Here is a 14,981-nt window from a genome sequence, read left to right on the forward strand (position 1 = left end):
GGTTTTATCAAATACTGATTGTGCTCACAAATATTGGTAATCGGAACCGGATAAAATATAATTCTTTTCACGCAAAAAAGTGACGGTAATCATTTTTTTACCTCGTCATTTTATATGAGCCATCATCAAGACAAAGGTGACCGGGATCACCTTTGTGTTGAACAGTCGTCATTTATCCGGCGACAGGTTGATCGTAGCTTAGCCCTAGTTTAATACTTGCTTAATCAGTGTAAATTATGGCAACCCCGTCCGGCTCCTATATATTAACGATCAATTGTGGTTCTTCAAGCTTGAAATTCAGCTTGTGGCAATCCCAAACCTTCGCTATAGAATTGTTGGGATCTGTTGCGCTTTCCGGCCCGGAGGAACGGTGTTTCCACATTCAGGATAAAGATCGGCAAATATTGCAAAGTCACCCGGTAATGCATGCCAGTATAAGATCGGCTGTTCTGGAACTCACGGTCTGGTTGCTCAATAATAAGAGGCGATACCCGCTTGTTGCGGTAGGCCATCGTATTGTGCAGGGGGGGCCTGACCATCGTGCCCCGGAAATCATTACAGAAAAGTTACTAAAGACTTTGCAGGAACTCATTTACCTGGCGCCAAATCACCTCTCGGATGAAATCAGAACGATCAAGATTTTTCAAACCGCGTTCCCCGGCATCAGGCAGGTAGCCTGCTTCGATACTTTTTTTCACCAAGATATGCCTGCTTGTGCTAAATATTATCCATTACCGGAAGTTTACCGGAAACATGGATTGATCAGGTACGGTTTTCATGGGCTTTCTTATGAGTATATCACGGGCAAGCTGGCTGAAAAAGATCATGCCTGGTTGAAAAGGAAGATCATTATTGCCCATTTGGGTAATGGCGCCAGTATCACGGCGGTAAAAAATGGGATCAGTATAGATACCACCATGGGGCTGAGCCCTGTTGGCGGCCTGGTGATGGGTACCCGTTCCGGTGACCTCGACCCCGGCGTTCTCTTATACTTATTGAAAAGGGAGCATTTAACCGCTGACCAGCTCGATGAATTGCTGAGCAAAAAGGCGGGCTTACTGGCGATTGCCGGAACAAGTGATATGCAGACCCTGCTGCAGCACCAGGAAGAGGATACAAAAGCACAGGAAGCTATCACGCTTTTCTGCTACCAGGTAAAAAAGAACATCGGGGCGATGGCGGCCGCGATGGGTGGCCTGGACTTGCTGGTATTTACCGGCGGAATAGGAGAAAACTGTCCGCTTATCCGGGAATACAGTTGCAATAACCTCGGGTTTTTAGGCATTTCCATTGACCAGCAGTTAAACCAGGCTAACCATCGGCTCATTTCCACTCCTGAAAGCAAGGTAAAAGTGCAATTGCTGGCGACGGACGAAGAGGCCATGATCGCCCAACATACCTATCCATTTATAAAGAATCAATAATCAAGCATCAATATCATGAGCACATTATCTTTAAAAGAACTGACCAATATACAGGCCTACTGGCAAGCGGCCAATTACCTGGCAGCCGGCCAGATTTATTTGCAGGAAAACCCCTTGTTAAAGGAATCCTTGAAGCCGGAGCATATTAAACCCCGCCTGCTTGGCCATTGGGGGACTTCACCCGGATTAAACCTGATCTATATCCATTTAAACAGGCTGATCAAAAACACCGGCGCGAAGGTACTTTATGTTTGCGGGCCTGGCCATGGTGCCCCAGCTATTGTCGCTAACACTTATTTAGAAGGCACTTATACCGAAATTTATCCAGAGGTAGCACAAAATGAACAGGGTATGCGGCAATTGTTCCGGCAGTTTTCCACACCTGGAGGCGTGCCCAGCCATGTTGGTGCCCATGTGCCGGGTTCCGTGCATGAAGGCGGTGAGTTGGGATATGCATTGAGTCACGCCTTTGGAGCCGCATTTGATAACCCGGACTTGCTGGTAGCCTGCGTGGTAGGCGATGGGGAGGCGGAAACCTGCCCACTGGAAGGGAGCTGGAAATCGATCGCGTTCCTGAATCCGGCAAGGGATGGTGCTGTTTTGCCTATTATTCACCTGAATGGCTATAAAATATCCGGACCCACGGTGCTGGCCCGGATGAGCGATCTGCAATTGACCGAATTATTCTCCGGTTACGGTTATGATGTACTCTTTGTGGAGGGTGATATTCCGGCAGCTGTTCATCAGCAAATGGCCGGGACGCTGGAAGAGGCTTACCGGAGGATCAGACTGATCCAGGAAAAAGCCCGGACGGGTAATAACACCAAACCTGCTCAGTGGCCGGTGATCATTTTAAGGACGCCCAAAGGCTGGACCGGACCCAAAGAGTGGAAGGGGGTTCCCATCGAAGGGACGTTCCGGGCGCACCAGGTTCCCCTGACCGGGGTGAAGGAAGATCCGGATAAATTAAAATTACTGGAATCCTGGATGCGCAGTTACCGGCCTGAAGACTTGTTCGATGAAATCGGAAAACTGGTGCCTGAACTTGCAGCCCTGGCGCCGGAAGGCGACAAGCGCATGAGCGCATTGCCTGAGGCCAACGGGGGGATATTGCTCAAAGAGCTCCTGCTCCCTGATTTCAGGTCATATCAATTGGAAATAACAGGTCCCGGCGAAACGGAAGCGGAGAGTACCCGTAATTTTGGCAAATATCTCCGGGATGTTTTTACGCTTAATAAAGAGGCCAAAAACTTTCGGCTGTTTTGCCCGGATGAAACCACCTCGAACCGGCTGGAAGCTGTTTTTGAGGTGACCAACAGGTGCAGCCAGGAAAAGATTTTACCAAACGATGATAAGCTGGCCGCAGACGGACGGGTGATGGAAGTATTAAGTGAACATTTGTGTGAGGGCTGGCTGGAAGGTTATTTACTGACCGGAAGACATGGCCTGTTTCCTTGCTATGAGGCTTTTGTTACCATCGTGGATTCCATGGTGAGCCAGTATGCCAAGTGGATCAAGACATCGCGTGAACTGCCCTGGCGCAAACCCGTGGCATCCCTGAACTACTTATTGACTTCACATACCTGGAGACAGGACAACAATGGTTACAGTCACCAGGGACCGGGTTTTATAGATACCGTGGTCAATAAAAAAAGTTCGGTAATCAGGATCTATCTGCCGCCTGATGCCAATACGCTTTTATCGGTTATGGACCATTGCCTGCGCAGCAAGGACTATGTCAATGTGGTGGTAGCAGGGAAACAGCCGGAATTACAGTGGCTGTCCATGGAAGAGGCCGTGGAGCATTGCGCCAGAGGGGCCTCAGCCTGGAAATGGGCGGGTAATGATCAGGGGCAAATTCCGGAGGTTGTATTGGGATGTGCCGGTGATGTACCCACACTGGAAACAGTTGCGGCAGCACAATTATTAATGGACCTTTTTCCGGACCTCAGGGTCAGGCTGGTCAATGTAGTGGATCTGATGGCCCTGTCTCCTGTGGCTTATCACCCGCATGGTATGAGTGAGGAATTGTTCACAGAGCTGTTTACAAACACCGCTCCGGTTATTTTCGCCTTCCACGGTTACGTACGGATCATCCATGACCTGGTGCACGGCCGCCCGGATCCTGCCCGCTTTCATGTACGTGGCTTTATGGAAGAAGGGACCACAACTACACCTTTTGATATGGTGGTATTGAATCAGATGAGCCGTTATCATCTAGCGATGGAGGCCATAAAAAGGGTTCCAAGGATGCAGCAGCGGGCTGACGAATTCATGGTTTTTTGTGAATCTAAATTGAAGGAGCATTACAACTATATCTGTGCTCATTTAGATGATATGCCTGAAATTAAAAACTGGAAACTGGACAGGCACTGAAACACGGTAGCAAAATGATTACCGCTTAAGCCTTGCCTGACCTCAAACAATTCCTGACGTGACCCGGATCATTTATTTGCCGAGTCATTATTACAAAATTTACAAAGAACGGATATTTAACCGGATACATGATGAAAACGATTATCGTCCTTGATGACAACGCCCCGGCAGATCTTCATGCCATTGCTTTCGCCACCATGCTGGCCAGGAAGATACAGGCAAAAATAGTGATTTGCCATACTTCAAAAGTACGGAAACAGGAACGCGAAAAAGTCCGGGTTGGAACCAGTTTCTCCGCGGAGCAAGATGAACGGATTGTAAACAAAGAACCGGATGAAAGAGGGCTGTCTGATTGTGCTGAAACCGATGATAACCCGGTAATCGAAGAAATGGTGATTTCCGATTTTAATATTCCCGCTTTCGTGGAGATGGTCAATAAGGATCAGGTTTATATGATCATCAAGGGTTTGTCCCACAAATTAGTAAAGGACGATTTTGCGGAAAAACTCGATGCTTATCGTGTATTGAACCGGGTACGCTGCCCGCTCATGCTGATCCCGGAGAGCTGGCCGCTAAAAGACCTGGAGCGTCTGGTTTACATCGCTGACCTGCGTTATTGCCGTTTAGCTGTTGTCAGATACCTGGCTGAACTGGCCAGGTCTATCCGTGCGAGCTTAACGGTCGCCCATCTGTCAGCCAAAGGATTACCGTCTGTCATGGAGCCTTATGCGCAAACCTTGTTTACAGCGGAAATAGGTAAGCATATCGATTATGATCAGGTGTTTTTCAATAATATAAGGGAACCCGACCTGATCAAAGCCGTAGATGTGATGATCAACGGCATGCATAATGACCTGCTTGTTCTGGTCAACCATCGCTTTCATTTTGAGCAGATTATAGGCGATCATGTAGGGCATTCACTGCCTGCGCATATAACGGTACCCCTGATCATTTTTCCCTATTGATCAAGCCATGGAAAGCACCACAGATACCGAAATGAAATTCTGGCAGCTGGACACGGATACTGCCTGTCGCAGTTTATCCACTGATCCTAAAGGCTTATCTGATCGGGAAGCCGCCGCCAGGATACGGCAGTATGGCCCCAACACGATCAGGAACCATCCAAAAACTTCGGTTCTGCTTTTGTTCCTGGCGCAGTTTAAAAGCCCGGTCACCCTGTTGTTGATCGCGGCGGCTTTGCTTTCCGCGAGCCTGGGCGATGTGGCTGATACAGTCATTATCCTGGCCATTGTCCTGATTAGCGGTTTTTTGGGTTTCTGGCAGGAAAAAGGAGCAGCAGATGCGGTTAAGGAACTACTAAAACTGGTACAGCTGCATTGTGATGTGCTGCGGGATGGCCAGTTTAAAGCCATCCCTGTAGAAGAAGTTGTCCCTGGTGATATCGTCAGCCTGACCGCCGGGGACTTTATCCCGGGAGATAGTTTACTGATGGAGTCGCAGGAACTGTTTGCGGATGAGGCGGCGTTTACCGGGGAAACTTTTTCGGTTGAAAAGCGTTGCGGAGCCGTTGCTGCCGACGCACCCATGGCCAAACGGAGCAATGCGCTGTTTATGGGATCCCACGTGATCAGCGGCAGGGCAAGAGTCCTCGTTATCCAAACAGGCGCCCGGACGGAATTCGGTAAAATATCGGCGGAATTAATGAGCCGGATACCGGAAACTGATTTCGAAAAGGGTATCAGGAAGTTCGGCTATATGTTAATGGAAATAACCTTACTGCTCGTGATCGTCATATTCGCCGCTAACGTCCTGCTTCACAAACCCGTACTCGACTCCTTTCTGTTTTCCCTGGCGTTGGCTGTTGGCTTGACACCCCAGTTATTACCCGCCATTATCAGTGTGAATTTAGCCGCGGGAGCCAGGAGAATGGCCGGTCAGCAGGTGATCGTCAAACGGCTTTCTTCTATCGAGAATTTTGGAAGCATGAACATCTTATGCACTGATAAGACCGGGACGATCACGGAAGGAAAAGTAACGCTTGGCGGGAGTCTCGATGGTCATGGCGGGCACAGCGATAAGGTATTGCAATATGCCTGGCTTAACGCGGTGATGCAACAAGGCTTTCATAATCCCATTGATGAGGCCATCTGTGCCGCGCATGCCGGAACGGCAAATGACTATCACTTGCTTGCAGAGATTCCGTATGATTTCATCCGGAAAAGATTAACTGTTCAGGTAAAAAATGATACCTGTACTATGGCGGTGACCAAAGGTTCACTGCTGGGTATTTTAGCCTTGTGCAACCAGGTGGAGACAAGCGGGGGGAAATGTGTTGATATCCGGGATATGGAAACGGTGCTTAACGAACAATATACGAAGTTGAGTGAAGCCGGTTTCAGGACTTTGGGCGTTGCTTACAAGCCTGTTGACAGTACACGCATCATCACCAAAGAGGATGAATGTGATATGATCTTTTTAGGTTTTATTACCTTATTTGATCCGCCGAAAACAGGAATTTACGACACGATCAAAAAACTGAACGGGCTTGGTGTCCGGTTAAAAATGATTACCGGCGACAACGCCCTGGTAGCGAAAAGCCTCGCGCTGCGGATAGGTATCGGGCAGCCCCGGCTGCTTACCGGACCCGCGATACAAAAAATGAGCAATGCTGCACTGGCCCATCAGGCGCCCCTGACAGACATATTTGCGGAAGTGGAGCCTAACCAGAAAGAACGGATCATCATGGTTTTAAAGAAAGCCGGGCATGTGGTTGGTTTTATGGGGGACGGCATCAACGACGCACCGGCTTTACACACGGCCGATGTCGGTATTTCTGTGAATACGGCGGTGGACGTTGCTAAAGAGGCCGCTGATATTGTATTGCTCAGCAAGGATCTTAACGTCCTGCTCGAAGGTATCCTGGAAGGGCGCAAGACCTTTGCCAATACCATGAAATACATTTTTATGGCGACCAGCGCAAATTTTGGAAATATGTTCAGCATGGCAGGTGTTTCCTTGTTTTTACCTTTTTTGCCGCTGCTGCCCAAACAGGTGCTTCTGACCAACCTGCTGACGGATTTTCCCGAAATGGCGATCGCGACGGACCGGGTAGATGATATCAATATCCGCACGCCGCAACGCTGGGATATGCGGTTCATCCGCCGCTTCATGGTCATCTTTGGCTTACTGAGCTCTGTTTACGATTACCTCACTTTTGGTGTGCTGTTAATGGTTATCCATGCCAATGAGAAAATATTTCAAACGGGCTGGTTCACGGAATCTGTGATTTCGGCGATACTGATCGTGCTGATCGTCCGTACCCGCCTTCCCTTTTTTAAAAGTCTGCCGGGGAAATACCTTTTTACAGCGACGATCATGATCCTTTTGATCGTATTGGCCTTGCCCCTAACCCCCTTTGCGGCCTGGTTTGGTTTTGTTCGGCTGTCCCTTAGCTTTTATGGCTGGATGTTGCTGATCATTATCTGCTATATGTTCAGCGCTGAACTGGCTAAATACTGGTTTTATAGGGGCACTCAGCGCCTTTTGAAAAAACGGCGCTTAAACTTATTTTAATTTTTCTGTGATGAATCAAACTGAGATCCATTTCTTGGAAGGACCGCATTCGCGCTTGCAGGAGTTGAAGTTTACCTTACAAACCATGATGGACCTGATCCATGGTTTGCGGGCTCTGCATTTTATTGGCCCCTGTATTACCATATTTGGTTCCGCAAGGTTCAAAGAAGATCACCCTTACTACGAGATGACGCGTCGCGCGGGTGCAGCATTTGCCAGTTTAGGTTTTACTATTTTAACAGGTGGAGGCCCAGGCTTAATGGAGGCCGCCAACAGGGGAGCAAAAGATGTTGGGGGCCGATCCGTTGGCTGCAATATACAGCTGCCCGTGGAACAGCTGCCCAATGCATATCTCGACAAGTGGGTATATATGAAGCATTTTTTCCTGCGCAAAGTATTGCTGGTTAAATATTCTTTCGCTTTTGTGGTGATGCCCGGAGGTTATGGAACCCTGGATGAGTTTTTTGAGGCGCTGACCCTGATACAGACACATAAGATCCATAATTTCCCGGTTATCATATTTGGGAAGGAATATCATCGGGAATTGCTTGATCACATTGCTGTGATGAAAAAGGATGCGACGATAGGCAACCTGGACACCCTCATTTACCTGGTTACTGATGATATCGAAGAAGCTGTAAACCTGATCCGTGAAAAAAGTATCAGGCAGTACGGGTTGAAACCAAAACGCCGGCAAAAACCGCGCAAATGGCTGTTTGAGGATGATTGATAATAACCAGGGAATTGTTGTCCGTTTGATGGTGCTTGTACGACCGGGATCGTTTAGAACCATCGTGCATCATGCGCATCCCCATACGGAGCCTTTTTTTAATGATAGATTTATCGAACGCGCTCCCTAAACCCAACATATTACCAATGATCATGAAAGAAAGTAACCGGCCCTTGAAAAGCGATACACGGTACCTGCTGAAGATAAAAGAAGAACTGGAGATTTTATTAGCCCGCGAAAAGGAATTAAGCCGCCTGAAAGGCCGGATGGTTTCCATCGCATCCCACGAATTCAGAACACCTTTAAGCAGCATTCAGTTATCCGCCTCCACGATCGAACATTATTTTGACCGGCTTGATCGGACCAGGATCTTTCAGCACCTGAAAAAAATCATCATGGCAGTACAGCAAATGACAGCTATACTCGATGATCTCCTGTCGCTGGAAAAGATAGAGTCCGGCAAAGTTTCCCTGCGTATGAAATGTTTTGACCTGACTTCCGTCAGCAGGGATGTCCTGGAGGAAATGCAGGCAATGACCAAAAAGGGTCAGCAATTATTTCATCGTCACCATGGGCTGGATACCGAGGTTTATCTGGATCAGGACCTGCTCAGGCGTTGCCTGACGAACCTGATTTCGAACGCCATTAAATATTCGCCAGAGGGCGGAATTGTTGAACTGGTCACTTGTATAACCGAACAGTTTATGGAGGTTCAGGTAAAGGATCAGGGGATCGGCATCCCGGAAAAAGAACAGTCCCGGTTGTTTGAAACTTTTTTCCGGGCGGATAACGCGAAGGATATACAGGGGACAGGTTTGGGCCTGAACATTGTGAAACGATATGTGGAACTCATGAATGGCAGCGTCAGTTTCAGCAGCAGGGAAAATGAGGGAACGGTATTTATGCTCAGGTTTCCGCGACTTTCGGGTGATCTGGATCAGCCCATAAAGTGATATTGGTCATCATTGCTGCGCTTATTTGATGTGATATTCGTATATGCATTTGCCAGCCATGAAAAACACAAAATCAATACTTGATACTGTACAGCAGCTCAATAAAGGTGACTATATGCTCATTAAACCGGTAAAAATAAACCCCATGGACCCACAAAGTAAACAATTGCAGTTATTAAAATTAGTGGAAGAAATTGAGGGATATGCCATTTTAACTTTAGACAGGAAAGGAAATATCGAAACCTGGAATAAAGGGGCGGAAAAAATCAAGGGCTACAGGGCTGAAGAGATCATCGGCCAGCATTTCAGTGTTTTTTATACAGATGTCGATCTCCTGATCGGCCTGCCCGAAAAGCTGCTGGCAGAAGCAAGCCTCAAGGGCACCGCTTATAATGAAAGCTGGCGGGTAAGGAAAGATAAGACCACGTTCTGGGGTTCGGTCACCATTACCGCGCTGCATGACGATGACGGCAATATCACCGGCTTCGCCAAAGTAACGCGCGACCTTACGGAGAGAATGCTCGCTGAAACGGCCATCAGGCGGCATGCGGAGGATCTGGAAATTAGAAATAAAGAGATCGAGCAATTCGTTTATATAGCCTCCCATGATCTTCAGGAACCTTTATTTACCGTTAATAGTTTTGTCGAATTCTTTCAGACCGAATACCAGCATTTATTTGATGAAAATGCTAAAGCCTATTTAAATTTTATTGTCCAGGCAACTGACCGGATGAAAAACCTCATCAAAAACCTGCTGGACTATTCCCATTTGGGCTCAGAAAAAATCTTGGCGAACATAGACTGCAACCAGCTTTTGAATACCCTGACAGCCGATCTGGCGAACCAGATCAAAAAATCAGGAGCAAAAGTTTTTTATAAAGACCTGCCGGTCATCAAAGGTTATCCGACAGAATTAAGCCAGTTATTTCAGAACCTGATCAGCAATGCTATCAAATTCAGGGACAAAAGAGAGCTCCCGGAAATTGAAATATCGGCGATAAAAGATCCGGCATCCTGGTGCTTTAAAATAAAAGATAATGGAATAGGCGTAGATCCCAGGTTCCGGGAAAAGATCTTTTTGATCTTTCAACGCTTACATGGCCGCAACGAATACGAAGGTAATGGCATAGGCCTGGCCCACTGTAAAAAAATAGTGGAGCTGCACGGGGGCAAAATTTCCGTGGAGCCGAATGATGGCAAAGGATCTTCCTTTGTCTTTACCATACCATTTAAACCTGATTTTTTACAGCATGAAAAGATATGAAGGCCTTGAAGGCATCCTGCTCATTGATGATGATCTTCCTACCAATTTTATACATAAAAAAGTAATTGAAAAGGCGGCCGTGAATGCAGCGGTAAAATCGATTACCAGTGTACAGGAGGCTCTGGACTTTATTACCTACTCCGGTATTTATGAGGACACCCCTCAAATCCCAAGGCCGGGGCTGATCTTCCTTGACATTAATATGCCCGGATTAGACGGATGGGATTTTATGGACGCCTATAACCGGCTGGACCAGCGTTTTAAAGCGAGGTTGATCATCATCATGCTGTCGACCTCGCTCGATCCGGAGGATAAAGCAATGGCGATGATCGATAGGGAGGTCGTGACCTTCCTGAGCAAACCCCTGAGACCCGAAATAGTGACCACCATATTAGATCGCTATTTTAAGTAAATTGGGTAAGGAGGGGATAGCCCGGGATTAATTGGGGCCGGGGATAGCAGGAAAGCGCCGGCAATTACCGGCGCTTTCCTGTTTAAAGGCTTTGACCGGCAGATGTGCCGATGATCAAAAATTAAGGTGAGGCCCGTCATTATTTAAGAGGCCGCCTTCATCGACCTTTAGGTCATAATTCCATGTTATGAAAACCAGATCCCGCCAGTATTTATTATCCCTTGGAGTAGTGATACTAAGTGTACTCAATTTACAAAACTGTAATGCCCAAACCAGGTTTGTGCAAAAGACCGGGGCCCTTTCACCTGATACCGGGTTGAGCCCGGAGATCAGAAAGCAGGTCCGGGGCGGGCGCCTGGATGTACAGCTATATTATCCAAAATCGGTTCAGCGTTTTTATGAGCAAAACGGGTATAAACCGGCCTGGATCAAACCGCAAAGCGGGACAGGGCCAGCCTGGCAGACCATGCTGATGCTGGATTGTGTATTACAGTTTGGGCTGTCACATGCGGATTATCATCCGCAGGAACTGCAGTACAGCCGCTTGCATGATATACTGGATACGCCGGGAAAGGTAAAACCGGATCTTCAGGCTCGTTTTGATATCATGCTTACGGATGCGGCGATCACTATCATGAACCATCTGCATTACGGAAAACTGAACCCTGAGCTTCCCGCAAGCCGGATCGATAAGGGGATGGATATGGAATTTGAAGCAGCTTCCTATTTAAGCGGGGCCCTGAAAGAAAAAGATGTCATGACCGCTATGGCCAATGTACAGCCTAAAGCAAAAGAATACAGGGCCATGCAATACCAAATGCACCTGATGGAAGGGCTTTACCAGGGCGATTGTTACGAAATACCGCAAGAGAAAGTAAGAAAGGTCGCCATCAATATGGAACGCTTACGCTGGGCCAATACAGGGGATAGTGTTTATGTACAGATCAATATACCTTCATATAGCTTAAAATTAAATCTTCCGGATTCTACCTATCAATTTAAAGTTATCGTAGGTAAGCCGGAAAATCCGACACCAACCTTATTAAGCAAAATTACTTACTTCACCACCGCTCCGGAATGGAAGATCCCGGCCAGGATATTCAAACAGGAAGTGCTGCCTAAGGCACTTGCCGATAACGTATATCTTGAAAACAGTCACTTCGCGATCTATGACCAAAAGGGGAACTATGTAGAACCGCTTAAAGCCAATCTGGCAAATGTCAGACGCAGCCCGGATCTGTATTATGCCAGGCAGTCTGCGGGATGTGATAACGCATTGGGATTACTGGTTTTTCGTTTCCCCAATGTTTATGACATATACCTCCATGATACTCCCGAACAATCACTTTTTAAAAAGGAGGAACGGGCGTTCAGTCATGGCTGCATCAGGGTCGAGCAGGCGAAAAAGCTGGCTACCCTTTTATTGAAACATGATGGCTCAACAGCAAAGATCACAGCCTTGCATAATGGTATGACCAAATACATCAGGCAGGATATTTATTTGAAAAAACCGGTTGCCATCAAAATTACTTACCTGACCTGCGAAATAAAAGAAGGTGAGTACATCATTTATAATGACATATATAGCCTCGATCAAAGCCTGGAAATGGCGCTGTATGGTGTAGATAAACCATTAAGTATGAGGTAATTAAATTGACTATGGGGTTGATAAAATAAGATTATGCTCCAAGAATGATCCGGTAAAAATGCCTATTATAACGCTGAAATATTTTTTCAACTAAACCAGCCTCCAATAACTTTTTCAGCCTGGTATTAAATGAACTGATGCTCATGTTACTCCCTTGATCCTTCATCCCAAGCCAAAGGGCTTCCGCATCTTTTGCTTCGCCAACACTCTTCTTCTGGATTTTTCGCTAATCTATGAAATAAACCTCGCGGGTCAGGCAGCTATTGCATTCTGCCAGCTTTACTTTGTGAAGTTTAGCTGGTATAATCTGATGGTAGATTTTCAAAACGTCTGTATAAATTCGCTTGCATTTTGATAATAAAAGGGTATCAGTAACTCTTTGTAGATTTATTCTGGTGCGCCTTCCTACTTTTAAATCAACTACCTGCCCATTGTGCTTATCCAAAGCGTAAATCACCCAACATTCCGCGCTTTTTTTCTTGATATATGTTTTTAACTCATCTACTTCTTACACCCTGTTTGTGCTGATAGGTGGCTTTTTATGGTTGAAGCAATGTTCTTAATTCTCTGGATAACAGTTAGTGCCAGATTTATATGCTTTTTTTAGATAATGTGATATTTGAGTCTTATTACAACTCTAACAGCGATGGCGCTGCTGATTCCGGATTTTGACAAGCTTGATGGTTGGCCCTAAACAATGATGACAATTTAAATTAACAACAGCTTTGATACACGTATTCAATTCTCAGGCAATTACAGTCTAAATAATCGCCTAAATTAAAAAGGATGGTACATAAGTACCATCCTTTTTATAAATTTTAATGTGGTGTGTTTTTATTTCCATTGATTACCAGGTTATTAATTAATAACAACCGGGTTGATACACTACCAATTCCGGCCACCAGTACTATTGCTGGAGCCAGAAAAATGCCATCGCCGGGCTGCCCGCTAATAAAGTAAATACAGGAGGTAACCAACAGTAATATAACCATCGGTTCCTTTACCAGTCCTCTCAGCACATCAACAAAACCATTTTCTTTTTTAAACGACAGGCTGTTTGCTCCATATTTTGATCTGGCCGTAATTACTTCATAGTTACTTAATCCCAGTACTTAACGCCATCTGTTTTATCGATTAATATCATTAGAGCCTTTACAGACCGTGGTTGATTATTTCATTTCGGATGGAAGAACCATCAGCGGTATATGCTGGTTATACAAAACGGCGGCTGTTGTAGACCTGTCAAACAGGTCCGGCAAAAAACCATCCTGATAATGAACAAGCGCCAGCATGTCCGAGCCGCTATCTTTGCACAATCTGTTTAATCGTTTGACGACATCTTTGCCCCTGATCTCAAGGTACGTTATATTATCTTGTTTGATCGCATGAATATGATTAAGGATCGCCTTTTCTTTTACGGGATCATCTTTTTCCTCTAAAACTGAAACGTGAACGATCTCCAGTTGAAAATTTAATTGTTTACCTAAATGGGTAAGGTAATTGATTGCGTTGATGTCAGCTAACTCAAAATCGATGGCTAGGGTTACTTTTTTTAATTGATTCATTTCAGCTTTTGGTGGGATGATCAGAACCGGACAGAAGGAATGATCGATCACATCCATGGTGTCGCTACCGAAGATCAAATGGTTTAAAGAACCATTTGTGCTGCCGCCGATCACCACAAGCCCAGCTTTATTCTCCTCAATGATCACTGCTGTATTTCTACCAAGTGGGCCTTCCCCGCATTGATAATCAGTTTTAGGTTCAAATCCATCTTTGGATATCCCTGCTATGATATGTCTCAGCTGAAGGGTTAACTGGCTGAGTTTTGCGATACTTTCAGCCTTCTGAAACACAAATCCTTCTACCACCCAGGGGCCGCCGGAATATGCCGAAAGTATCGGGTGGTCATAGTACGTGTTGTAGAGCAAAATATCTGCATTTAAGCTCCTGAGAACTTTCGTCGCAGTTTTCGCAGCATGGTTCGCATTTTCCGAAAAGTCAGTTAGCATCAGGATCGTCTTCATGGCTGATTTCTTTAGATTGTAAATCTGGCCATTTAACAGGCAGAAATAAATGACGAGGATCATTAATGCGCCTGATGACAGTTACTTAAACAGCAATATTAATTAGTCATTTTTGATAAAAAAAGTCATGAACCAGACGCACATCCACCTACTGATCACCCACCTGCCGATCATCGGCTCTATATTGGGTGCATTTGTTTTGATCCATGGGATATGGACAAAAAGCAATACTACTTTGATCGCTGCTTATAATATTTTGATCATCTCGGCGATTGGGGCCGGCATAGCTTATGCAACCGGTGAAGGTGCCGAAGAAACGGTGGAACATTTACAAGGAATATCTAAAAATGTCATCGAAGAACATGCAGAATCTGCATTGATATCTTTAATCGGGCTGATCGTTATGGGTATAGTCTCCATGATCGGCTTTTTTGTAACATTAAGAAGTTCTTCCCTGAGCAGACCTATTGCATTGATAGCCCTGGCTGCATCATTGGTTGGTTTCGGGTTAATTGCAAGAACCGGTTATTTAGGTGGACAGATCAGTCATACAGAAATTGGAACGAATGCGTTACCCCCGGTAAAAGAAGGGAATGGTAAGGATAATGATTGA

At 46.0% G+C, this 14,981-nt stretch carries 12 protein-coding genes and 1 pseudogene; 10 read left to right on the plus strand and 3 right to left on the minus strand.

Annotation, left to right across the window (positions count from 1 at the left end; all coding sequences use genetic code 11):
* Positions 1 to 236: 236 nt before the first annotated feature.
* The 9 genes from BLR84_RS21495 (at position 237) to BLR84_RS21535 (ending at position 12,341) form a co-directional block, all read left to right on the plus strand.
* Positions 237 to 1,424: an acetate/propionate family kinase gene (locus tag BLR84_RS21495; protein WP_090472247.1), complete on the plus strand. Its 1,188-nt coding sequence runs from the start codon at positions 237 to 239 to the stop codon at positions 1,422 to 1,424.
* A gap of 15 nt (positions 1,425 to 1,439) precedes the next feature.
* On the plus strand, positions 1,440 to 3,800 hold the full coding sequence (locus tag BLR84_RS21500) for a phosphoketolase family protein (RefSeq protein WP_090472249.1): 2,361 nt from the start codon (positions 1,440 to 1,442) through the stop codon (positions 3,798 to 3,800).
* A gap of 131 nt (positions 3,801 to 3,931) precedes the next feature.
* The gene (locus BLR84_RS21505) at positions 3,932 to 4,765 is read left to right on the plus strand and encodes an adenine nucleotide alpha hydrolase family protein (RefSeq protein WP_176852122.1); all 834 of its coding nucleotides are present in this window, start codon (positions 3,932 to 3,934) and stop codon (positions 4,763 to 4,765) included.
* A gap of 7 nt (positions 4,766 to 4,772) precedes the next feature.
* Positions 4,773 to 7,334, plus strand: a complete 2,562-nt coding sequence (mgtA, locus tag BLR84_RS21510) for a magnesium-translocating P-type ATPase (RefSeq protein WP_090472254.1) — start codon at positions 4,773 to 4,775, stop codon at positions 7,332 to 7,334.
* Positions 7,335 to 7,344: 10 nt separating this feature from the next.
* Entirely contained in the window at positions 7,345 to 8,064 is a 720-nt protein-coding gene (locus BLR84_RS21515) for an LOG family protein (RefSeq protein WP_090472256.1), read from the plus strand.
* A 101-nt stretch (positions 8,065 to 8,165) separates the two neighbouring features.
* Positions 8,166 to 9,017 (plus strand): sensor histidine kinase, encoded by an 852-nt coding sequence (locus BLR84_RS21520; RefSeq protein ID WP_176852123.1) that lies wholly within the window; start codon positions 8,166 to 8,168, stop codon positions 9,015 to 9,017.
* Between the two features lie 58 nt (positions 9,018 to 9,075).
* A complete protein-coding gene (locus BLR84_RS21525) occupies positions 9,076 to 10,281 on the plus strand; it encodes a sensor histidine kinase (RefSeq protein WP_255367011.1) in 1,206 nt (401 codons plus the stop codon).
* Entirely contained in the window at positions 10,268 to 10,693 is a 426-nt protein-coding gene (locus BLR84_RS21530) for a response regulator (RefSeq protein ID WP_090472260.1), read from the plus strand. The genes BLR84_RS21525 and BLR84_RS21530 overlap by 14 nt, the downstream gene beginning before the upstream one ends.
* 187 nt (positions 10,694 to 10,880) lie before the next feature.
* The gene (locus BLR84_RS21535) at positions 10,881 to 12,341 is read left to right on the plus strand and encodes a L,D-transpeptidase scaffold domain-containing protein (protein WP_090472262.1); all 1,461 of its coding nucleotides are present in this window, start codon (positions 10,881 to 10,883) and stop codon (positions 12,339 to 12,341) included.
* Between the two features lie 226 nt (positions 12,342 to 12,567).
* Here BLR84_RS21535 and BLR84_RS30615 read toward each other — a convergent pair.
* The 3 genes and pseudogenes from BLR84_RS30615 to BLR84_RS21550 form a co-directional block, all read right to left on the minus strand.
* Positions 12,568 to 12,837 (minus strand): annotated as a pseudogene (locus BLR84_RS30615) (hypothetical protein); the annotation flags it as partial.
* Between the two features lie 322 nt (positions 12,838 to 13,159).
* Entirely contained in the window at positions 13,160 to 13,450 is a 291-nt protein-coding gene (locus BLR84_RS21545) for a cation-transporting P-type ATPase (protein ID WP_090472266.1), read from the minus strand.
* Between the two features lie 60 nt (positions 13,451 to 13,510).
* Entirely contained in the window at positions 13,511 to 14,368 is an 858-nt protein-coding gene (locus tag BLR84_RS21550; protein WP_176852124.1) for a universal stress protein, read from the minus strand.
* Positions 14,369 to 14,495: 127 nt separating this feature from the next.
* Between BLR84_RS21550 and BLR84_RS21555 the strand changes: the two genes are divergently transcribed.
* Complete coding sequence (locus tag BLR84_RS21555) at positions 14,496 to 14,981, plus strand: DUF2231 domain-containing protein (RefSeq protein ID WP_090472271.1); 486 nt, start codon at positions 14,496 to 14,498, stop codon at positions 14,979 to 14,981.

It is taken from the genome of Mucilaginibacter sp. OK268, from assembly GCF_900103125.1.
Lineage (GTDB): Bacteria > Bacteroidota > Bacteroidia > Sphingobacteriales > Sphingobacteriaceae > Mucilaginibacter.